The 19778-nt window shown below is 57.4% G+C and carries 25 protein-coding genes; 17 read left to right on the forward strand and 8 right to left on the reverse strand.

Annotated features, from left to right (window positions below; genetic code table 11):
* Positions 1-28: 28 nt before the first annotated feature.
* The 13 genes from flgK to B0E33_RS25865 all read left to right on the forward strand — a co-directional run bounded on the left by flgK (position 29) and on the right by B0E33_RS25865 (position 9676).
* Complete coding sequence (flgK, locus tag B0E33_RS25805; protein ID WP_022998511.1) at positions 29-1519, forward strand: flagellar hook-associated protein FlgK; 1491 nt, start codon at positions 29-31, stop codon at positions 1517-1519.
* A gap of 5 nt (positions 1520-1524) precedes the next feature.
* Positions 1525-2571, forward strand: a complete 1047-nt coding sequence (locus tag B0E33_RS25810; RefSeq protein ID WP_022998512.1) for a flagellar hook-associated family protein — start codon at positions 1525-1527, stop codon at positions 2569-2571.
* 51 nt (positions 2572-2622) lie between these two features.
* Positions 2623-2973: a flagellar biosynthesis regulator FlaF gene (gene flaF, locus B0E33_RS25815; protein ID WP_022998513.1), complete on the forward strand. Its 351-nt coding sequence runs from the start codon at positions 2623-2625 to the stop codon at positions 2971-2973.
* 4 nt (positions 2974-2977) lie between these two features.
* Positions 2978-3451, forward strand: coding sequence for a flagellar biosynthesis repressor FlbT (gene flbT, locus B0E33_RS25820; RefSeq protein ID WP_022998514.1), 474 nt, complete (start codon positions 2978-2980; stop codon positions 3449-3451).
* An 11-nt stretch (positions 3452-3462) separates the two neighbouring features.
* Positions 3463-3858 carry a flagellar hook assembly protein FlgD gene (gene flgD / locus B0E33_RS25825; RefSeq protein WP_022998515.1) on the forward strand — a complete coding sequence of 132 codons (396 nt, stop codon included), beginning with the start codon at positions 3463-3465 and terminating at the stop codon, positions 3856-3858.
* A gap of 14 nt (positions 3859-3872) precedes the next feature.
* Positions 3873-4139, forward strand: coding sequence for a flagellar biosynthesis protein FliQ (fliQ, locus tag B0E33_RS25830; protein WP_022998516.1), 267 nt, complete (start codon positions 3873-3875; stop codon positions 4137-4139).
* 385 nt (positions 4140-4524) lie between these two features.
* Positions 4525-6615, forward strand: a complete 2091-nt coding sequence (gene flhA, locus B0E33_RS25835) for a flagellar biosynthesis protein FlhA (protein ID WP_022998517.1) — start codon at positions 4525-4527, stop codon at positions 6613-6615.
* Positions 6612-7388, forward strand: a complete 777-nt coding sequence (gene fliR, locus B0E33_RS25840; protein WP_077292795.1) for a flagellar biosynthesis protein FliR — start codon at positions 6612-6614, stop codon at positions 7386-7388. Before flhA ends, fliR begins: the two co-directional genes overlap by 4 nt.
* Before the next feature lie 30 nt (positions 7389-7418).
* On the forward strand, positions 7419-7799 hold the full coding sequence (locus tag B0E33_RS25845; protein ID WP_055656561.1) for a hypothetical protein: 381 nt from the start codon (positions 7419-7421) through the stop codon (positions 7797-7799).
* A gap of 179 nt (positions 7800-7978) precedes the next feature.
* On the forward strand, positions 7979-8401 hold the full coding sequence (locus tag B0E33_RS25850) for a rod-binding protein (RefSeq protein WP_031268441.1): 423 nt from the start codon (positions 7979-7981) through the stop codon (positions 8399-8401).
* Positions 8401-8829 (forward strand): hypothetical protein, encoded by a 429-nt coding sequence (locus B0E33_RS25855; RefSeq protein ID WP_022998521.1) that lies wholly within the window; start codon positions 8401-8403, stop codon positions 8827-8829. Before B0E33_RS25850 ends, B0E33_RS25855 begins: the two co-directional genes overlap by 1 nt.
* On the forward strand, positions 8826-9281 hold the full coding sequence (locus tag B0E33_RS25860; protein WP_055654441.1) for a hypothetical protein: 456 nt from the start codon (positions 8826-8828) through the stop codon (positions 9279-9281). Before B0E33_RS25855 ends, B0E33_RS25860 begins: the two co-directional genes overlap by 4 nt.
* A 200-nt stretch (positions 9282-9481) precedes the next feature.
* Positions 9482-9676: a hypothetical protein gene (locus tag B0E33_RS25865; RefSeq protein ID WP_077292796.1), complete on the forward strand. Its 195-nt coding sequence runs from the start codon at positions 9482-9484 to the stop codon at positions 9674-9676.
* Positions 9677-9743: 67 nt separating this feature from the next.
* On the opposite strand, the gene B0E33_RS25870 is transcribed toward B0E33_RS25865, so the two are convergent.
* The 8 genes from B0E33_RS25870 to motA all read right to left on the reverse strand — a co-directional run bounded on the left by B0E33_RS25870 (position 9744) and on the right by motA (position 15764).
* Entirely contained in the window at positions 9744-10001 is a 258-nt protein-coding gene (locus B0E33_RS25870) for a hypothetical protein (protein ID WP_077292797.1), read from the reverse strand.
* 229 nt (positions 10002-10230) lie between these two features.
* Entirely contained in the window at positions 10231-10677 is a 447-nt protein-coding gene (locus B0E33_RS25875) for a BspJ family T4SS effector nucleomodulin (protein ID WP_022998525.1), read from the reverse strand.
* A gap of 25 nt (positions 10678-10702) precedes the next feature.
* Complete coding sequence (gene flhB, locus B0E33_RS25880; RefSeq protein ID WP_022998526.1) at positions 10703-11776, reverse strand: flagellar biosynthesis protein FlhB; 1074 nt, start codon at positions 11774-11776, stop codon at positions 10703-10705.
* Positions 11777-11828: 52 nt separating this feature from the next.
* On the reverse strand, positions 11829-12893 hold the full coding sequence (locus B0E33_RS25885; RefSeq protein WP_022998527.1) for a flagellar motor switch protein FliG: 1065 nt from the start codon (positions 12891-12893) through the stop codon (positions 11829-11831).
* 69 nt (positions 12894-12962) lie between these two features.
* On the reverse strand, positions 12963-13355 hold the full coding sequence (gene fliN / locus B0E33_RS25890; RefSeq protein WP_022998528.1) for a flagellar motor switch protein FliN: 393 nt from the start codon (positions 13353-13355) through the stop codon (positions 12963-12965).
* A complete protein-coding gene (locus B0E33_RS25895) occupies positions 13355-13924 on the reverse strand; it encodes a hypothetical protein (protein WP_077292798.1) in 570 nt (189 codons plus the stop codon). The genes fliN and B0E33_RS25895 overlap by 1 nt, the downstream gene beginning before the upstream one ends.
* On the reverse strand, positions 13905-14864 hold the full coding sequence (locus tag B0E33_RS25900; protein WP_022998530.1) for a flagellar motor switch protein FliM: 960 nt from the start codon (positions 14862-14864) through the stop codon (positions 13905-13907). Before B0E33_RS25900 ends, B0E33_RS25895 begins: the two co-directional genes overlap by 20 nt.
* 3 nt (positions 14865-14867) lie before the next feature.
* Positions 14868-15764 carry a flagellar motor stator protein MotA gene (motA, locus tag B0E33_RS25905; protein ID WP_022998531.1) on the reverse strand — a complete coding sequence of 299 codons (897 nt, stop codon included), beginning with the start codon at positions 15762-15764 and terminating at the stop codon, positions 14868-14870.
* A gap of 185 nt (positions 15765-15949) precedes the next feature.
* On the opposite strand from motA, the gene B0E33_RS25910 reads away from it, so the two are divergent.
* Genes B0E33_RS25910 through B0E33_RS25925 form a run of 4 tightly spaced genes read left to right on the forward strand, consistent with a single transcriptional unit; the run spans position 15950 to position 19576 of the window.
* The gene (locus B0E33_RS25910) at positions 15950-16738 is read left to right on the forward strand and encodes a DUF1217 domain-containing protein (protein WP_022998532.1); all 789 of its coding nucleotides are present in this window, start codon (positions 15950-15952) and stop codon (positions 16736-16738) included.
* A gap of 3 nt (positions 16739-16741) precedes the next feature.
* The gene (gene flgF / locus B0E33_RS25915; RefSeq protein WP_022998533.1) at positions 16742-17473 is read left to right on the forward strand and encodes a flagellar basal-body rod protein FlgF; all 732 of its coding nucleotides are present in this window, start codon (positions 16742-16744) and stop codon (positions 17471-17473) included.
* Positions 17470-18261, forward strand: a complete 792-nt coding sequence (locus B0E33_RS25920; RefSeq protein WP_077292799.1) for a hypothetical protein — start codon at positions 17470-17472, stop codon at positions 18259-18261. Before flgF ends, B0E33_RS25920 begins: the two co-directional genes overlap by 4 nt.
* Entirely contained in the window at positions 18230-19576 is a 1347-nt protein-coding gene (locus B0E33_RS25925; protein WP_077292800.1) for a FliI/YscN family ATPase, read from the forward strand. The genes B0E33_RS25920 and B0E33_RS25925 overlap by 32 nt, the downstream gene beginning before the upstream one ends.
* Positions 19577-19778: the final 202 nt, after the last annotated feature.

Here is a 19778-nt window from a genome sequence, read left to right on the forward strand (position 1 = left end):
CTCACCCGCCAATCGGAAAGTTATTGTCATGAGTTTGTCTGTAGCCCTCAAAGTCGCCCAGTCCGCGCTGGCCGCAAGGCAGACAGAATCCTCCGTGGTTTCGCGAAACATTGCCGGGGCTCAAGACCCCGGCTACTCGCGCAAATCCGTTCTGTTGAGCCAGACCTACACCGACACCGGTCAGGCCGGCGGCCTCAAGGTCGACGGTATCGGCCGGGTGACGGACAGCGCGCTGTATTCGTCGCTCCTGTCCTCCACCTCCACTGGATCCTCCCAGGAAGCGGTCCTGGCGGGTCTTACCCGTCTCGCTGAAACCACAGGCGATACCCAGAACCACATGTCCGCTGCGGCAAAACTCGGTGCGCTGAAGCTGTCGCTTCAAAACTATGCTTCCGATCCCAGCAACGCGATCCAGGCGCAGGACGTTCTGCAGGCCTCCAAGGACATGGTGCAAACGCTCCAGTCCGGAACGGCACTGGTGCAGGATGTGCGCACCAACGCGGATGCGGACATGGCGACCTCCGTGCGTGAGATCAACACGCTGTTGAAACAACTCGAAGATCTCAACTCGGTTATCGTGCGGGGAACGCAATCGGGGGCTGATGTCACCGATGCCCACGACAGCCGCGACCAGGTTCTGCTCAAGCTGTCCGAGGAAATCGGCATTACCACGCTGAACCGCAGCAATGGCGATATTGTGGTCTACACGGACAGCGGCGTGACGCTGTTTGAAACCAAGGCCAGAGCGGTCACCTTCGAGCCGACCATTGTTTATGGTGCTGCTACCACGGGTAACTCCGTGATGGTGGACGGCGTTCCCGTTGCGGGACCGGGCGCACTCATGGAGATCAAGTCCGGCAGGCTGCAAGGTCTTGCTGAACTGCGCGACGAAGTCGCGGTGACCTACCAGAGCCAGCTCGACGAAATCGCGCGTGGTTTGATCGAAGCCTTCGCCGAAAGCGATCAGAGTGGTGGCGGCAATCCGGATCAGGCTGGCCTGTTCACGTGGTCTGGTGCACCGGCGGTGCCGGCATCCGGCACCCATATCACCGGGCTTGCTGCGGAAATCGTCGTCAATGCCAACGCCGATCCGGATCAGGGCGGCGACCTGGACAGGTTGCGCGATGGCGGCATCTCCGACCCGTTCGATCCCAATTACAACTACAACCCGTCCGGTGCTGCCGGGTTCTCCGACCGTCTGCAGGAACTGGTTTCCGCCTTTGACAAGGACACCGTTTTCGACAGCGGCGTGGAACTCGATCCGACCGACACGTTGTCCGGCTTTGCCGCTTCATCCGTCAGCTGGCTGGAAGCCGGTCGAAAGACCATGACGAGCAATGTCGAGGTGCAGACCGTCATTCTCAGTCGGACGGCTGAAAACCTCAACAACAAGACAGGCGTCAACATCGACGAAGAAATGACGCTGCTACTGGAAATCGAGCGATCCTACTCAGCGGCGACACGGCTCATCAGCGCCGTCGACGGCATGCTGGAAGACCTTCTGGCCGCGGCGAGGTAACAGTTATGAAAACCACCTATATCTCCACGATCACACTCGCCGATGCGTCTCGCCGGCAGATCCAGAACCAGTCCAGCCTCGTGCAGAAGCTCAGCATCGAGCTGTCCTCCGGCCGCAAATACGACGTCGGCCTGGATCTTGGGACCAAGACCGGCGAAAGCGTGTCGCTTCGGTCCGAGTTTCATTTTCTCAATGGCATCATGGATACCAACGCGCTCACCGCGTCGCGGCTCGATGTCAGCCAGGCGGCAATGGGCGACATACTGACGGATGCGCAGGACTTTCTGGCGACCCTTGTGGCCCTGCGTGAGAACAACGGCAGTTCGGACATCGTCAAGGCGGATGCCGTCGGCAATCTGGAGCTTCTGACGTCCCGTCTGAACACCCAGCTCAACGGCAATTTCGTCTTTGCCGGCATCAATACGGACCAGGAACCCTTCGCGGATTATTCCGATCCGACGTCTCCGAACAAATTGGCCGCCGATGCAGCGTTCATGACCGAGTTCGGGATGGCCCAATCCAACCCGGGCGTTTCGGGCATCACACCTGCGGCAATGTCCACTTATCTAAACGGTGCCTTCGAGACGATGTTCCAGAACCCAGCCTGGGGCACGTCCTGGTCGAGTGCGTCCAGCAACGTGATGGTCAGCCGTATTTCGGCGAGTGAAACGGTGTCCAGTTCCGTCAGCGCAAACGAGCAGGCCTTCAGAGACCTGGCCGCGGCCTACACGATGATGTCCGACCTCGGTAACGAAGACCTTGATCCCGAAACCTGGAAGGTGGTGGTCAACAAGGCCATCGAGAAGCTCGGCACCGGTATCGCCGACGTCACCAGCCAGATGGGCAAGCTCGGCAATGTGCAGGAGCAGGTCAAGCTGGCGAGTGAACGGTTGAAGGTTCAAACCGACATCCTGAACCGGCGCATCAACGACCTTGAAAACGTCAATCTGGAGGAAACGTCGGTGCGTCTCAACACGGCTCTGACACAGCTTGAGACCACCTATGCGGTCACGGCCCGCATGCAGGGTCTGAGCATTCTCAACTACCTGTGATCGTGGCCGAATGTCTGATTTTTCGTATCAAACCCAACCTTGAGAGGGCCCATGTACAATCTGTCTTACGCTGAGGTTATGGACGATCTTTGCTCTGACCAGCGGCTCAACGAACATGAGGCAATGTCGATCGTTATCGGCAAGCTCAACGTCGCCCAGGAGCGCGGCGTCAAGTCTCCCGAAGCCGTCGACGCGCTGTTCTACACACGGCGCCTGTGGAGCTACTTCCTGGAACACCTGGCGGACGACGCCAACGAACTGCCGATCGAAACGAGAGCCAATCTGATCTCTGTCGGCATCTGGGTCCTGAAAGAGGTCGAATCCTTGCGCCAGTGGGAGCAGGAGGACTTCTCCGACATCATCCAGATCAATTCCATCATCCGCGACAGCCTGGACGGTTAAACTCATGAAAATCGGTTTGAAAGCGGGCGAACGCCTGTTCATCAACGGTGCGGTGATCCGGGCCGAACGGAAAACCAACATCGAACTGCTGAATGATGCCGTATTCCTGCTGGAAGCCCATGTGCTTCAGCCAGAAGAGGCGACGACGCCGCTTCGCCAGCTCTACTTCATTCTCCAGACCATGATCATCGATCCGGCAGCCGCTGGTGCGGTTCAGGACATGTTCCATCTCGTGCTTGGTTCCGTGAAGTCGGCGTTCTCGAACAAGGAGGTGCTGATGCATCTCGACAAGGTTGAGGAGCTGGCAAAAACGGATCGGTGGTTCGAGGCAATGAAGGTTGTGCGTGCGCTCTATCCGCTGGAGGCAAGCCTGATGCTGGCCGAAAAGAACCGGCGCGCGCAGGAAACCCGGCAGACCGCCCCCCGGCCGGCGCCAAGAGAAAATTTTCAGTATGGCCCCAGGTTGGCCGTTGTTTAAGGAGTGATTAGATGACCAGTGTTGAAGGCGTCAGCGCCACCCAGGGTGCTGCCTCGACTGCATCCGCTCAGAAGCAGCTGACTGTCGACTACGACACCTTCCTGCATCTGATGATGGCTCAGATGCAGAATCAGGATCCGACCAATCCCATGGACGCGTCAGAACAGCTCGCGCAGCTCGCAAGCTTCAGCCAAGTTGAGCAGTCTATTCAGACGAACGCCAAGCTGGAAACGCTTCTGACCAATCTTTCGTTCGGTCAGGTAGATGATCTGATCGGGCGGACCGTGACCGACGCCAACGGCACGACGGGTGTCGTGGAAAAGGTTGAAGTCTATTCCGACGGCACCGTGCTCGCGCTCGACAATGGTCAGGGTGTTCTGCTTGGACCGGGTGTAACCATTTCCTGAGCGGATGGAATGACATGAATGAAGTTGATGCCCTGGACCTGGTCCGGACTGCAATCTGGACGATCCTCGTCGGATCTGCCCCCGCGATCGTACCGGCGATGATTGTCGGTATCGGAATTGCATTGCTGCAGGCCCTGACCCAGGTTCAGGAAATCACTCTTACCTTCATTCCGAAGATCGTGGCGATCCTGGTCATGATCGTGGTCGCCGGACCTTTCATCGGCGGCCAGATCTACTCGTTGACGACCCTGATCTACAATCGGATCGAAACGGGGTTCTAGCGACGGTCTGCAGGACTATTCTTGCATGGTTTCAGGTGCCGTCGTGGTCCTGAATTTATTTGTCGTCCAGCTTTGCAGCGAAAGCTGTAAGCCGGGATCAGGTCCTTTGCGTTGTCGGCGAAACCTTTCACCTTGGCACATGTCGCTAATGGATCCAGGCCTTTGCCGCGATGACAAGGTAGATGCGTTTCTCGCATCCATTTCTCCTTGAACCACGACTTGCTTCAAGTGCGAAGGCCGCTCCCTTCAGAGCCTGGAGCGACCATCGTCGGTCAGAACGCTCACCCTTTCCCGAACTTCCCTCCTGAAATCCTTCTTCAAAAAAGCCTCGCGCAAGCTTCAAGGGCGAGGTTGCCAGGTATCAGACCTGCAGCAGAGAGAAGGCATGACAGACACCTCCCTTTCGCCGACTGCCGGCAATGCGCCGGACAGCCGCCGCGACGTCGGCTTTGCCATAGGCATCGTCCTAATCCTGGCCGTTCTTTTTCTGCCAATCCCGACATTCCTGATCGATATCGGCCTGGCCATGTCGATCGCGCTGTCGGTCTTGATCCTGATGGTCTCGCTCTGGATCCAGCGTCCGCTCGATTTCTCGTCTTTCCCGACGATCCTGCTGATCGCCACCATGCTGCGGCTGTCGCTCAATATCTCGACAACGCGCATGATCCTTGCCAACGGCCACGAGGGGCTGAATGCGGCAGGCTATGTGATCAACGGCTTTTCGCAATTCGTGATGAGCGGTGACTTTGTCATCGGTCTGATTGTTTTTGCGATCCTGGTCATCGTCAACTTCATGGTCATCACCAAGGGCGCAACCCGTATTGCGGAAGTTGGTGCACGCTTCACTCTGGACGCGATCCCGGGCAAGCAGATGGCGATCGATGCGGATCTTTCCGCAGGCCTTATCGATGACAAGGAAGCACAGCGTCGGCGCAAGGAACTGGAAGAGGAAAGCTCCTTTTTCGGCGCGATGGATGGTGCCTCCAAATTCGTTCGCGGCGACGCGATTGCCGGCCTTATCATTACGGCTGTGAACATCCTTGGCGGCATCGTCATTGGTGTGACCCGCTATGACATGACGGTTTCCAACGCGGCAGACGTTTTCACCAAGCTCTCCGTCGGCGATGGCCTCGTCTCCCAGATCCCGGCACTGATCGTTTCGCTGGCGGCTGGTCTGCTGGTGTCCAAGGGCGGCACCAGAGGATCGACCGACAAGGCTGTTCTCGGCCAGCTTGGCGGCTATCCGCGTGCCCTGTTCGTCGCAGCTATCCTGATGGCCATCTTCGCGTTGATGCCTGGTCTGCCCATGTTGCCGTTCCTGCTGCTGGCGATCCTGATGGGCTTTATCGGTTATGCCATTCCGAGGCGTTTGGCAGCGGCGAAAAAGGTCGAGGACGACAAGATACGCGCAGCTGAGGAACAGGCAAAGCTTGAGGAAAAGGACTCCGTCAAGGAAACCCTCAAGTCGGCTGAGGTCGAACTGGTGCTTGGCAAGCAGCTTTCCGCCGAGCTGCTGACGCGAACCGGTGAACTGTCTCGCCGCGTTGCCAAGATGCGCCGGAAGTTTGCCGAGCAGTATGGTTTTGTCGTGCCCGATATTCGGGTCACCGACAGTCTGACGCTTGATCCGAAGAGCTACCAGATCAAGATCCACGGCACCATCATTGCCTCGCAGCATCTGAAAGTGGGTGAACTGCTGGTCATTCCGAACAATGACGAGGCACTGCCGGTACCGGCTGACCAGACGCGTGAGCCTGCATTCGGGATGCCAGCCTACTGGGTGCCGCCTGCGTACAAGGACGAACTCAAGCGCCGCGGCATGACGCCGGCCGAGAACATCACGGTCATCCTCACGCATCTGAGCGAAGTGATCCGCAACAACCTGCCGCAGCTCTTGTCCTACAAGGATATGCGCAAGCTGTTCGACAGGCTGGACCCGGAGTACCAGAAGCTTCTCGACGATATCTGTCCGGCGCACACGTCTTTCTCCGGTCTGCAAGCGGTGCTCAAGCTTTTGCTGGCCGAACGGGTTTCGATCCGGAATCTCAACCTGATCCTGGAAGCCGTTGCCGAGATCGTTCCACACGTCCGCAGATCGGAGCAGGTGGTGGAGCACGTTCGAATGCGCATCGCCCAGCAGATTTGCGGCGACCTTGCAGAAGGCGGCCCTCTGAAAGTGCTGCGTCTCGGAAACCGATGGGATCTAGCCTTCCACAATGCCCTGAAACGGGACGGGAAGGGCGACGTCATCGAGTTCGACATCGAGCCGCAACTGGTGGAGGAATTCGGCACGCAAATGTCCGACGCGGTCAAGAAACACATGAAGGACGGCAGCCGCTTCGCGGTGGTAGCGGCACCTGATGCCCGGCCATACGTACGCATGATCGTGGAGCGCATGTTCCCGACCTTGCCGGTCCTGTCGCATCTTGAAATCGCACGCGGAGTGGATGTTTCCGCGCTCGGAAGCGTCTCGTGATTTCCGGCGGCCTCTTTTTCAGCACCTTCAGCTCCTCGCTGCTTCTGGCGGTCTTCCTGTTGTTCTGCCGGATAGGAGCGTGCCTGATGGTGATACCGGGGTTCGGTAGCAACCGTGTGCCGGTGCATGTTCGCCTGTTCATCGCGCTTTCCGTCGCGTTGGCCTTGTCGCCCCTGTTGGCGCCAGGCGTACAGGCGTCCCTGCCGGATGAGCAGCTCGGCACTGTTGCCGGCTTTATCGGGGCGGAGTTGCTGACCGGAGCCTTCATCGGTTTTCTGGGACGCATCTTTCTGGCGGCCCTGGAGACGCTGACGACGCTGGTGTCCATGGCAATCGGCCTGTCGAACATGCCGGGCATGCCGATCGATGGCGTGGATTCCCTGCCGCCTGTCGCAAACCTTTTCACGGTGACGGCAACGGCGATGGTGTTCATCACCAACCAGCATTGGGAAATCCTGCGCGGGCTGGCTGCCTCCTATGAAGCGATCCCGGTCGGGCAGCCGCTGGCGGCCGTAACAGGCCTGGAGCAGTTCGCCGAGCAGTTGGGCCGAACCTTCATCCTGGCATTGCGGGTGTGCAGCCCGTTCATCGTCTACACGGTTGTTGTGAACTTTGCCGTCGGCCTCGTCAACAAGCTGACACCGCAGATCCCGGTCTACTTCATCTCCATGCCGTTCGTGATCGCGGGCGGTCTCTACTTTCTTTATCTCGTCATCGCGGAGGCCATCATGATCTTCCTCGACGGCTACTTCACTTGGCTCCAGATAGGTTAGGCAAACCTGACCGTGAAAGGTTCCTGTTCCATGGCAAGAAAAAGTCAGGATATTGAACGTTTGTTCCGGATGCAGAAGCAGATTTTCCTGTTTTCATCCTGGCTACTTCAGAAGCTTGACGCTCAGGTCTATCAGCTGAACGAAAAGGAAAGACGCATTCTGCTGGCCCTTTCGAATGGCGACCTGGCACAGCACGACAGGTTCATCGCCAACGCTGCCGAGCGGCTGAGACGCATCATCGAGGAGATGTCACGGCTCAGCGAAGCGCGCGCAAAGGTGAACTCCGAATATGATCGCCAGCGGTTGATGCTGAAACTCATGGCTGAACGTCTCGCCAGGATGCGTGGGGAGGAACAGCGTGCTGAAGAAGAACGGGACCTGATGGATCTGCTCGACCGCAGATACGGGTGAAAGCCACTTGGCGTGAACGGGGCATATTCGTCGCCGTCCAGCAAGAAGACGCAAGCCTCCCGCAAGCTGCGCAGGCTATTCCTGAGGATGCAAACAAGGTTCGGTTCAAGTGTATTGCTTGCCTTGCCCTGTCGCCTGCCGGGCCTTGTTTGCACCTTATGTTTTTCGAGGAGCCCAGCATGGCGATTTCGCCTCCTTCAGATCTGATCCTGGATGTGTCCAAGGCTGCCGATCCGGTGAACCTTGCTGACGCCACGAACCGTCTCAGGTCCATTTCCGCTGGTGGTTCGGGAGATGGCTTTGCACTTGCCTATGCCGGTGCGACGAACCGGGCAGGAGCCACTGAAGGCAGTTTTCGAACCGCCAATTACGAAGGACCGTCCCAAAAGTCTCCTGCGGAGAAATTCGAGGCGATGATCCTCAGCCAGTTCGTCGAAACAATGCTTCCGGATGACTCCGAAGCGGTCTTCGGGTCCGGAACCGCTGGGGAAATCTGGAAATCGATGCTTGCCGAACAGGTCGCAAACCAGCTTGCCGCCAGTGGCGGTGTCGGTATCGCCGGCCTGATTTCAGATACGCTTGAAAAGGGAGTTAAAGCCTGATGGACGCTGCCAACGATGTTGACTTTCAGGACGTTGCCGTGACCGATCTTGCACTTCAGGAATTCACCCCCGATCCGGTGCGATCCATGCCGCTGGTTGTCGCCGTTCGCCGAGCAATCGGCGCTGTGCGCGAGGAAACCCGAGCGCTTCGTGCAAACCCGACAGCGGACCTGAAGATCTTCGAATACGGCAAGAGCCAGGCTTTGCTTGACCTGTCCAGGGCTCGGACACTCGTGCCGCCGGCGTTCTATTCTGAAGAGCTGCGCGAAGACATCGCCGAATTCAAGGAAGTGCTCGATGAGAATGTCGGCCTGTTGCAACTGCATATGAATGCGGTGACGGAAGTTGTCGGCATGATGTCCAGAACCATGATCGACTATGAATCCGACGGCACGTACCAGGCACCGTTTCCGGAGAGGGCTCGATGATCAAGACCATCGTTGCCGGCCTCTGGATGTCTGCCACCATGCTGGCGTCCGGTTACGGCACCACGCAGTATCTGGCAGCCCAGAAAAGGGTCGGCGACGATGAGCCGGCGTTTGTAGGGCTGGATTATGAGACAGTGAACCCGGTCAACGTGCCGATCCTGTTTGATGGCACGCTGCAGGGATATGTGGTGATCAAGATGGTCTTTACAGCGGATGGCGATACATTGCGCCGCCTGCCTGTACCGCCACACCCTTTCCTGGTGGATGAAGCCTTCCGGGTACTCTATTCGGATGAAACCCTCGATTTCCGTAGCCTGGAACGTTACGACCTGGAGGCTTTCACCGAACGTCTCAAGAAAACCACCAACGCGCGTCTCGGCCGGCCCGTGGTGCACGACGTCCTGGTGGAGGAATTCAACTATTTCGACAAGGAAGACGTGATCACGCACTAGCCGCTGATCCTTGTCTTGTACTGAAAAACTTCTTCTGCCGCCTCCCAGGCAATTGACGCCCAGTTTCGGCTGGGCGTCTTTTTTTGATCCTCACCGCGGCCTGTTTTGTGCTTGATGGAACAGGACTATTCGGAAAACCTACGGAATAGACCGAGCGCAGAGTGCGCGACTTTGCCTGGTACGGTTTGGAGGATAGGCCCATGAAGACGATACCGGTATCGAGCAGTAGTGGCTCAATCGATCTGACTTCCGATGATATCCAGGTTTTGGAAAACGCAGTTGAAATCCTGCTTTATTCCGATGTTGAAGACGGTGAGCAGGCGAGGGAAATGCGGCTAACCGGAAAAAGCCTGCACGAAATCATGGAGCGCTTGTCGACGCTTCTGGGAGAGTGAATTTGAGCGATAGCAGGTCAATATAAATTCGTTGTGCTTGTTTCGCGGCATTTAGCGAATGCCGATTTCAGCCATCAGTATCGAAAATCGTGTCGATCGCCTGGAAGATGGTCTTGTAGACACCGATTTCGTCTTTGGCGAAATCTCCGTGTGGCACCGCTCTTTTTGCTTCGGCAATCAAGTCGGCCTTGATGGCTGCCAGATCCACTTGCGTACCCATCGGCCGATTTGAGAGCTCCACGTGCAGGCGTTTGGCGATCCCGGCATAGGCGACGATTGCAGTCACCATGTGGGCGGGATCCTCCGGGATCTGGATTTTCTTCATACGCGCCGTTTCTCTGGTTTCAGTTGCAGGTAGTTTCAAGGTCCGGAAGACTCGAAACGCGCGGCAGGGCCAACAGCATATGGTGCTAGGCTGGCAGAATAGAAGCAAGTTGGCGAATTTCGGTAAGTTGCCGATGCATCAGGCGAAATAGCGGGCCGGCACATCGTTCGCATCTGTGCGGACGAGCTGCCTGACAAACCGGAAATTATTTGGGATGCCTGAAACGCAACTACCGCAACCGGGCGTCCTTCAGGGCCTCGAGTAGCAGTTCCGTTTCTTTCGCTTTGTTGCCACCGGCGTCCGGCACCTCGACATAGGAAACGTTGACTGCATTGTCCGGCCAGGCGAGGACGGCGGTAAAATAGATCCAGACACCCTTGTTGAAGAATTCCAGATCCAGGGAAATGCGCGGGGTGGTTTCCCACTCGACATCTGCCTGTGCGGCCATGGAATAGCGCAAGGAGCCTTCCTTGAAGAAGAGCTCGGCCGATGTCTTGATCAATTCATCGATATTGCCGTGCTGGTCTGTTCGTATGTAGGCGACGAAGTCGACCACATCGACCAGTTTCAGATCTTCGATAAATTCGGTCAGAGCAGAGGCAATTGCTTCCTGGCGCTGCCGGTCGCATTCCAGTGGCGACGGTTTCGTGCCGTTGCCTTCAGGCATATCGTGCATTCCCCGGACCTCCAAATACATTAAATTATACAGCAGTTTTGGTCTGGCGTGAGTACACGTAGCAAATGATTTCCGCAACTGCTCTGTAGAATTCCGGCGGGATCATCCTTTCAACTTCTGTAGCAGCGTAGAGAGACCGTGCAAGTTGCCGGTCCTCGATCACGGGAATATTGTTCGCCTCGGCGATCTCCCTGATCTTCAGCGCAATCAGATCCTGCCCTTTAGCTACAACAACCGGGGCAGGGTTTTGGTCCCCGTCGTAGCGCAAGGCAACGGCGAAGTGTGTCGGATTGGCAACAATCAGGGTTGCTTGCGGCACGGCTGACATCATGCGGTTTCGTGCCCGGTCGCGTGCGAGCGAGCGTTGCCGGGCCTTGACGATCGGGTCGCCTTCCATCTGCTTGTGCTCGTCCTTGATCTCCTGCTTGCTCATGCGCAGGTTCTTGCGCCAGTGCGAGCGGGACCAGAGAATGTCGACTGTAACCAGTAGAATGGTTACGATGCAGACGCCGGCGATCAGCTTCATCGATATCTGAAGGATCGCTTCGGGAAGTGCGCTTGGATCTGTGAACATGGCGTTGATCAGTTCCGCTTCATTCGCCCGGAACTGGCCATAGACGATGGCACTGACCGTGGAGAACTTGAAGACTGCCTTGAGGAACTCCACAAGGCCTTGGGCTCCGAATATGCGGCTCCAGCCCTTCGCCAGCGAGAGCTTGGAGGCATCCGGCTTGATGCGGTGAAAAACGATGCTGGGCGTGTTCTGCAAAAAAGCGGACGCAAGACCGGACACGGCAAGCAGTGCGACAATCGGGGCGAGGAAGACCATGACCTCGATCGACACCGCATGTGAGAGCAGCAATGCGTCGGCGCTGTTTCCAAGATCCACTCCTCCCGAAAGGTCCAGAAGATGCGTCAGCGTTTGCACGAGCTGACTCGATGCCGATGTAACAACGAAACTGCCGATCAAGAGCGTCGCGATAAATGTTGCCAGAACGGGGGCTTCCCGTGAGACCGGGGTGTTGCCCTTTTCTATGGCATCGCTGATCTTTTTCTCGGTCGGTTCCTCTGTTTTTGAATCCTTGTCTTCTTCCGACATCCAGCCACCCGGTGTTCAGGCTCAGATCACGTCGAACCGCTTGCAAAGACGATCACGCAAAGAATGCGCCTTCGTCCTGCTTCGGATTCAGCTCGATTTCACCACGCGACGCCATTTCCAGCGCAAGGTTGGTGATCGCGCTGCGGGCATCCAGAACGTCGCGCTGAGCGGCCGGTTCGCCGGCTGCAAGTTCGTGTTCGGCGATACGACGTGCGCGCGATGTCAGAGATGACAGGATCACTTCCCGGAACTGGGCATTGGTTCCCTTCAGTGCCAGCACGATCCTGTCCGTCGGGATCTGATCGAAAATCGCCATGCGGGTCCGGGCGTTGAGATTGGTGATGTCGTCGAAGGTGAAGAGCAGACCCTTCAGAAGTTCTGCGGTTTTCGGTTTCACCTCGTTCAGGTTCTCCAGAGCGTCTTCCATGTGCTCGCGGTCCATCTTGTTGAGAATGTCCGCCATTCGAGCATGGGAGTCTGCTTCCAGGGTGCCCGACAGGTTGAGCATGAAATCCTCATGCATGGTCTTTTCGACGTCGCGCATGATTTCCGGTACAACCGCCTTGATCGACAGCATGCGCCGGACAAGAGAGTTGCGCGTCTGGTTATTGATCTGGCCGAGAACCTTTGCTGCTGCACTCGGCTTTATCTTTGTCAGGATCAGCGCTGCGGTTTGCGGGTGTTCCTTCAGGAGATAGTTTGCGAACACCGTTTCGGAAACCGTGGTCAACCGGTCCCAGATGGACCGGTTGGAGTTGCCGAGCACGTCCGACATGATGTCTGCAAGCTGATCGTCCGGCAGGACACCTTCCAGCATTTTCTCCACTTCGTTGGCCGAACCATAAAGCGTCGTGCCATGAGAGAACTGCTCGATGAATTCCTCGGCCAGGCGATCAAGTTCTTCCGATGCCACCGTTCCGAGCTGAGCTGCGGAGACGGTGATCATCCGGATTTCTTCCTGATCGAAATGCCGGAGCAGTTTCTGCGAACTCGTCTTGCCCAGCGACAGCAGCAGAGCGGCCACGCGCTGTGTACCGTTCATTCGGCGGGCAGGCGGAGCAGGCGGCTTGGCCAGGTTTGCAGCGGTTGCTGCGGCGGCGTTGGCGGAATTCATCATTTTGTCACTTCAATCCTAAGGAGACAGCCTTGGGCAAACCGGAGAATGTGAGGCCGGAGAAATTCGACCTCAGATATCCATACCGCCGGCCTGGGCGCTCATGATCTCCGTCAGCGAAACGCCGAAGCGCGAGTTGTCGTCTTCCACAACCACCACTTCTCCGCGGGCGATGACACGGCCGTTGACCACGATGTCGATCGGTTCGCCGACACGATGATTGAGCGGAATGACCGCGCCGCGACCGAGTTTAAGGAGGTTGGAAACCAGCATGGTCGCAGATCCGAGAACCACCTGGATGTTCACGGGAATGCCGAGAATGGTGTCGAGATTTCGGTCGTCACCGATGGTATCGCCATTCTGGTTCTTTTCCGGCGATTCCACCTTGGCGAAACTCGCGGCATCGGCCGGGCGGGTTTTCGGGCCTTTTTCAGCGTCGATGTGATCGATGATTGTTTCGGACATTACATCTTATCCTTCTGGTTCATGGAGACCGTGCGGAACGGGCTTTGCAGCGAATTGTCGATACGGTGGACGCGCGTGGGTGCCTGTTGATGGACCTGGCCGCGATGAATGGTCGTTTCCTTGCGCCCGCCGGAATGAACGGCACCAGCAGCGCCAGCTGCCTGCTCGCCTGCCGTGTCTTCGGCGAAGATGTCGATGTCGTCGCGAACAGGCGCAAAACGCTTCGGGTCATGCAGGACGGCGGTCGCCTTGGAGAGCTCTTTCAGCTCTGCGCGCAGCACGGACTGCTGGCGTTTTGCCTCACGGGTCAGACCGTCGATTTCCGCGATCAGCTCCCGAGCATCGTCCATCCGGTTGCCGAGCGCATTGAGGATCTGGGCACCCTTGACGTTGATCTCCTGGATCGAGACCTCGATGCCGTCGAGTGCGAGGGCGGTCTGATCGAAGATACGCTGGTAGTCATCGTGGTAGCTGCCCAGTCGGCGCAGCTCCCGGTGCATGGAAAGCATCCGGACCGTGGTCGCGACCAGCGCGAGCAGGAGAACGCCGTCAACGATTGCGGAGATCATCGAAAAGATCCTTTTCTTCCTCATGGATGAGCTCTTCGATCTGCAACGTGTAGGATCCGTTCAACTGTCCAAGCTGGCAGGTGAAGACGGGCTGGTCGTTGCAGGCGAGTGTGACCGGAGAGCGGGCTGTCGCCTGAAGTTCGATGACCTGTCCGACCCGGAGGTTTGCAAGGTCGCCGAGCGACATTTCACGTTCTTCGAGAATGGCTTCCAGCTTGACTTCGGTGCGCTGGATCTCGTTGTGGAAATGCTGTGTCCACTGTTTGTCGCGGCTCGACATCTCGCCGGACAGAACCTGGGAAAGGCGCTGCCGCAGAGGGTTAAGTGTCGAGTGCGGCATGACGATAAACACTTCGCCGCCGCGCCCGATTGCCTGTTGCAGCAGGCGGGCCACCACGGCCGGGTTGTTCCGCCGGCCAACCACCGCAAAGTCCATGCGGCTTTCGATGCGCTCGATCTTCAGCGTTGTTTCGGCAATCGGAGCAAAGCTCTCGGCAAGTGCCTTGGCGGCTACCTCGAACATGGTGCGCGCGATTCGCGTTTCGATGTTCGAGAAGGGGCGTTCATCGTCGATGGGAGGCTCGGTCCCGTCAGCACCGAAGAGGACATCCACCAGTGTGAAGATGAAGTCCCGGTCGAAGCCGACGAGTACACGGGCGTCCCATTCCGGAGAATAAAGTACGGCCACCAGCGCATTGGATTCGAACTCGTCGAGTACGTCGCCGATGCGGTTGTTTTCAACGTAGCTCACCGAAATGTAGGACGGTGAGGGGGACTTCTGGCGCATGGCGTCGGCCATCAGGCGGGCCATGCGGTCGAACACCACCGGAAGCATCGGCAGGCGGTCAACGGAAATTCCGGCGGCATCCAGCAGTCGGTCGGCGATCATCGCGCGTTCGGAGCTGGAAGCATTGGAGCTTGCGGTCGCTGCTTCGATCATGGCTTAGGCGGCTCCCTGCAGGTCCTGGACGTTATCGGCACCAGCGCCACCGGCACTCATCGTCTCGTTTTCAACTTCGTCGATGGTTGGACGGTCGTAGTCGGAGATGGTCTTGCGGCCATGCTCAAGGGCGATCTGCGGATCGGCGCCGTTCATGAAGGCAAGCAGGGTCTGCTTGACGACGATGTAGGTACGAAGGCGGGACTCGCGGACGTTGCGGATCTTGGAGGCGATCGGGCCGAACAGCGAGTAGGAGAAGAAGATGCCGACAAACGTGCCCACGAGTGCCGCGCCAATCAGGCTGCCTAGCAGCTGAGGAGACTGGTCGATTGCGCCCATGGCCTTGATGACACCGAGTACGGCCGCGATGATGCCGATGGCAGGCAATGCATCAGCGATGCTGCTCATGGCATGGTACGGCTTCATCTGGTCGCGGTGGATCGTGTGAAGTTCTTCGTCGACCAGCGCTTCGATTTCGTGAGCGCGGGCATTTCCGACGATGATCAGTCGGAAATAGTCGCAGATGAAGGTTGTCAGACTGGCATTGCGCAGAACCGACGGATACTTCTGGAAAATCGGAGAAGTATTCGGGTCTTCAATGTGCGGCTCGACCTGGTTGCGGCCCTTGGCGCGAAGCTCGCGCATCAGGCCGTAGAGAAGTGCCAGAACGTCGAGATATTCCCGCTTGTTGGGAACTGCGTTGCGCAACGCATCCGACACGGCAACCAGGGTTCCCCTGATTACCTTCATTGGATTGGCAACGACAAAAGCACCGATAGCGACGCCAAGAATAATGACGAGCTCCCACGGCTGCCAGAGGACGGAGACCTTGCCTCCGAGTGCGGCAAAGCCGCCTATAAGGGACGCGCCTGCTATGATCAGGCCGATAAGAATAGTCACCTAACAGCTCCCAACTGGTGTGGATTGCAACTCTGATTGGGAGGACGCTACTGGCCGAGACTTGCCTGAAGCTGACGCGCGAAAGCCTTTTGGAAATCATCACCGGTCGTCAGCCTGGCGTAAGGTTTGCGAGTGAGTGTTCCCCGAAAGCCTGCCCGCCATGGGCCCGCAATGGGGATAGAACCATGATCAATACATTGAGCCAGGTTCAGCTGGTCAGAACCAATATGGAACGCTCGCTGAAGACGGTCGCCGCGGACCCTATGGTCGAACGTCAGACCGAATATTATCGCGAGAACATCCGCAACATTAAGTCCATCGACGAATTCCTGGCTGATGATCGCATCTTCAACTACGCAATGACTGCCATGGGTCTGGAGGACATGATCTACGCGAAGGCGTTCATTCGGAAAGTGCTGGAAGAAGGCACGGACGAACGTGGCGCATTCGCCAATCAGTTGGCCGATACCAAGTACAAGAATTTTGCTGAAACCTTCAATTTCAAGCGGTATGGCGAAACGACGACTTCTTTTGCACGGACGCAGGACGCGATTGTACAGAAGTATCATCGGCAGACTCTGGAAGTGCGCGAGGGTGAACAAAACCAGGGTGTCCGTCTGGCACTCTATTTCGAACGCCGTGCGCCCGATATCACCAACGCGTACGATGTTCTGGCCGACCGCGCGCTTGCCGAGGCCGTTTATACTTCCCTTGGCCTGCCGCAAGAATTTGCGATGACCGACATCGACAAGCAGGCAGCCTACCTGGAAGAACGTCTGGATTTCAGCAAGTTCGGAGATGCGGACTACCTGGCGAAATTCCTCAACCGGTTCTCGGCACTCTATGACCTTTCCAACGGCCCGTCCGGCAACATGTCGCCAACACTTGCTCTTTATGGCAATGGCCGAGGGGTTATCCAGATGGGCGAGGGACTGTTGGCAAGCATCCAGAATTTCCGCCTCGGAGGCTTTTGATCCATGGAATCCGCTCTTTATGTTGCGCTGTCTGCGCAGGTTGCACTTTCGAACCGTCTGGAAACGGTTGCCAGAAACGTTGCCAACATGAACACAGCCGGCTACCGGGCAGACGAGGTCAAGTTCGCAGAGCTCGTCTCAAAGGCAGCTCAGGACAAGGTTAGTTTCTCCACCGGTGGCGAGAAATACATTTCCCGGCAGTACGGCAGTCTGAACAAGACCGACAATCCGCTTGATCTCGCAGTGGAAGGCGAAGCCTGGTTTGCAATCCGCGATGTCAACGGCAACTTGTCCTATACACGGGACGGGCGCTTGCAGATCGGCAATGACGGAACCTTGCGTACCTTGACCGGACAACAGATCCTGGGAGCAGGCGGGCAGCCGATTGCACTCGATCCGGATGCCGGGACACCCTTGATCACGCAGTCGGGCGAGATTTCCCAGGGTGACGTTGGAATTGTCGGCCAGGTCGGTTTGTTCCTGATCCCCGACGATGCCCAACTCACGCGTGCTGAAAACTCGGCGGTCATTCCTGACAAGCCGGTTATTCCCGTGCAGACCTATGACACAAACGGCGTTCGCCAGGGATATGTCGAAGGCTCGAATATCAATCCCGTCCGGGAAATGACCAAGATGATCATGATCTCGCGCGCCTTTGAGAGCGCGACGAAGATGATCGATACCAGTAATGAAAGCCAGGAGAAGGCCATTCGCGAACTGGGGGCAACCTCATGACGGCGGTGGATGCAACACAGGCGGTGGGCAAGCCGATGGACCTCAATGCTGTCATGGATGGTTCGCCCGTCAAGGCAGCGCGGCCCGGAGTTTCGCCCAAGGCTGAAAACTCTGCCTTCAGTTTCGGTGACTTCATCGACGTGATCAATCCCTTGCAGCATATTCCGGGGATTGCGGAACTCTATCGATCGGTAACGAACGACGAGATTTCCGACAACGCCCGCAAGGCCGGCAATGCTCTTTACGGCTTCGCACTCGGCGGGCCGGTCGGGCTGGGTGCCATGCTCGCCTATAACGAAGTCGGCGATCGCCTGAACAGCAGTCAAGAAAATGTCACGGCACAGCCCGTCGAAGTTGCGGAAGTGGCTCCTGCCGGCGAACCGGCGCCCACAAGCGATGTTCCTGTGCCAGTGCGCAAGCCTGGTGTTGAGCCAACTGCAACCGAAGCCGATAAGGCTGCTGGCACAGCCGTACTTGGTGAAACCGTGGCATCGGCTGGTCGCAAGGGCGCTCCGCCAACCGCTCTTGTCGATCTCATCAACAGCACTGGTGCGGCTCCCGGGCCGGATGGGGAAACAATGACATCACCCGACAAGTCTTCTTCGGGTAATGCCTCATCCGTTTCCTATCTCGACATGCAAGATAGTGCCACGCCATCGGGGCCGGTAATGCCTGACCAGCAGGGCCTTGACCGTCTCGCTTCGCACAAATCCAACCATCTGCCTCTCGATGTCTTGAAAGCTCTTCAGGAACGCCATGCCGAACGCTCCGTATCTGAACGCACTTGATCAAATCTCCGCGTCTTTGGCGGCCCTGGAAACTGAGATCGGGCCCGTCAAACTCAGCGGACGTGTGACCCAGGTTTCTTCCGAATCCATTCGCGTCTCCGGTCTTTCCCGCGTGGTTTGCCTGGGCGATCTGGTGCAGTTCGAAGGGCGGGCCGGCACCCGGCAGGGCGAGATCATCCGGCTCGACCAGAAGGACGTGGTAATCAAGCCATTGGAGCGCGTGACCGACATTGGCATCGGCAGCGTTGCTTCGGTCATGGGCGGACTCGCCATTCATCCGGACATGAGCTGGCGCGGCCGGATCGTGAATGCGCTTGGTGAACCGATTGATGGGGCAGGGCCGCTTGCCCATGGTGTGGAAGCGTTTCTTCTTGACCGCGCACCGCCACCGGCGATGAACCGAAGCAAGATTTCCGAAGGGGTTCGAACCGGTGTGCGGGTGATCGATCTGTTCACACCACTGTGCGTCGGACAGCGTGTCGGCGTTTTTGCTGGTTCCGGCGTTGGCAAATCCACACTTCTTGGCATGCTGGCCGGGTTTGGGGACTTTGACACGGTTGTGGTCGGTCTCGTTGGCGAACGCGGCCGCGAAGTGCGCGAGTTCATTGATGACATCCTGGGCGAGACCTTGGCGCATTCCGTTGTTGTCGCCTCGACTGGCGATGAAAGCGCCATGCAGCGCCGGCTTGCCCCCAAGACGGCTATGAGCGTTGCCGAGTACTTTCGTGCGCAAGGTCACAAGGTGCTGCTCATTCTGGATTCCGCCACCCGATTTGCCCATGCCGCACGGGATGTGGCGCTGGCGGCTGGGGAACCTCCTGTCGCCCGCGGGTTTCCGCCAAGCGTCTTTGCTGATCTTGCCCGCCTCATCGAACGCGCCGGACCTGGAAGCAGCGGCGAGGGCTCAATCACAGGGATCTTTTCCGTTCTTGTTGACGGTGACGACCACAACGATCCGGTTTCCGATGCAATTCGTGGTCTTCTGGATGGGCACATCGTACTGGATCGTCAGATTGCCGAGGCCGGCCACTATCCGCCGGTCAGCGTATTGAAATCCACCTCGCGGCTTGCCGACCGGGCCTGGACACAGGATCAGCAGGAACTTATCCATCGGATCAAGGGGCTGATATCCTACTATGAAGATACAAAGGATCTCCGCCTGATGGGCGGTTTCCAGACTGCGGGCGACGAAAAACTGGAAAAGGCCTGCAGACTTGTGCCCAAGATTTACGAAGCGCTGAGACAGCGCGCAGACCAGGTGGCACCGTCCGATCCCTTTGCAGACCTGGCCCAGGCTTTAGCTGCCGATACGTAAACCATTTTCCACATCTCTAGTATAAATACGAAATTGCCGCCTTGTCTGGCGGCGATTTTTGTATATATCAGTGTTACATCTTATTAAGGATTGCGGAAAAACGCGGTCCCCGGCATTTTAATAAATTTTTCTCTCAGTTTATTGGTAATGTCCGTGATTTTTTATTTAGTTTTCTATGTGGATATAAGAACTTCCCCCACTA

The organism is Roseibium algicola (genome assembly GCF_001999245.1).
In the GTDB taxonomy this organism is placed as follows: Bacteria; Pseudomonadota; Alphaproteobacteria; order Rhizobiales; family Stappiaceae; genus Roseibium; species Roseibium algicola.

Coding starts and splice junctions, on each gene's coding strand:
- flgK (WP_022998511.1), top strand. CDS start 29: ATGAGTTTGTCTGTAGCCCTCAAAGTCGCCCAGTCCGCGCTGGCCGCA.
- B0E33_RS25810 (WP_022998512.1), top strand. CDS start 1,525: ATGAAAACCACCTATATCTCCACGATCACACTCGCCGATGCGTCTCGC.
- flaF (WP_022998513.1), top strand. CDS start 2,623: ATGTACAATCTGTCTTACGCTGAGGTTATGGACGATCTTTGCTCTGAC.
- flbT (WP_022998514.1), top strand. CDS start 2,978: ATGAAAATCGGTTTGAAAGCGGGCGAACGCCTGTTCATCAACGGTGCG.
- flgD (WP_022998515.1), top strand. CDS start 3,463: ATGACCAGTGTTGAAGGCGTCAGCGCCACCCAGGGTGCTGCCTCGACT.
- fliQ (WP_022998516.1), top strand. CDS start 3,873: ATGAATGAAGTTGATGCCCTGGACCTGGTCCGGACTGCAATCTGGACG.
- flhA (WP_022998517.1), top strand. CDS start 4,525: ATGACAGACACCTCCCTTTCGCCGACTGCCGGCAATGCGCCGGACAGC.
- B0E33_RS25845 (WP_055656561.1), top strand. CDS start 7,419: ATGGCAAGAAAAAGTCAGGATATTGAACGTTTGTTCCGGATGCAGAAG.
- B0E33_RS25850 (WP_031268441.1), top strand. CDS start 7,979: ATGGCGATTTCGCCTCCTTCAGATCTGATCCTGGATGTGTCCAAGGCT.
- B0E33_RS25855 (WP_022998521.1), top strand. CDS start 8,401: ATGGACGCTGCCAACGATGTTGACTTTCAGGACGTTGCCGTGACCGAT.
- B0E33_RS25860 (WP_055654441.1), top strand. CDS start 8,826: ATGATCAAGACCATCGTTGCCGGCCTCTGGATGTCTGCCACCATGCTG.
- B0E33_RS25865 (WP_077292796.1), top strand. CDS start 9,482: ATGAAGACGATACCGGTATCGAGCAGTAGTGGCTCAATCGATCTGACT.
- B0E33_RS25870 (WP_077292797.1), bottom strand. CDS start 10,001: ATGAAGAAAATCCAGATCCCGGAGGATCCCGCCCACATGGTGACTGCA.
- B0E33_RS25875 (WP_022998525.1), bottom strand. CDS start 10,677: ATGCACGATATGCCTGAAGGCAACGGCACGAAACCGTCGCCACTGGAA.
- flhB (WP_022998526.1), bottom strand. CDS start 11,776: ATGTCGGAAGAAGACAAGGATTCAAAAACAGAGGAACCGACCGAGAAA.
- B0E33_RS25885 (WP_022998527.1), bottom strand. CDS start 12,893: ATGATGAATTCCGCCAACGCCGCCGCAGCAACCGCTGCAAACCTGGCC.
- fliN (WP_022998528.1), bottom strand. CDS start 13,355: ATGTCCGAAACAATCATCGATCACATCGACGCTGAAAAAGGCCCGAAA.
- B0E33_RS25895 (WP_077292798.1), bottom strand. CDS start 13,924: ATGATCTCCGCAATCGTTGACGGCGTTCTCCTGCTCGCGCTGGTCGCG.
- B0E33_RS25900 (WP_022998530.1), bottom strand. CDS start 14,864: ATGATCGAAGCAGCGACCGCAAGCTCCAATGCTTCCAGCTCCGAACGC.
- B0E33_RS25910 (WP_022998532.1), top strand. CDS start 15,950: ATGATCAATACATTGAGCCAGGTTCAGCTGGTCAGAACCAATATGGAA.
- flgF (WP_022998533.1), top strand. CDS start 16,742: ATGGAATCCGCTCTTTATGTTGCGCTGTCTGCGCAGGTTGCACTTTCG.
- B0E33_RS25920 (WP_077292799.1), top strand. CDS start 17,470: ATGACGGCGGTGGATGCAACACAGGCGGTGGGCAAGCCGATGGACCTC.
- B0E33_RS25925 (WP_077292800.1), top strand. CDS start 18,230: ATGCCGAACGCTCCGTATCTGAACGCACTTGATCAAATCTCCGCGTCT.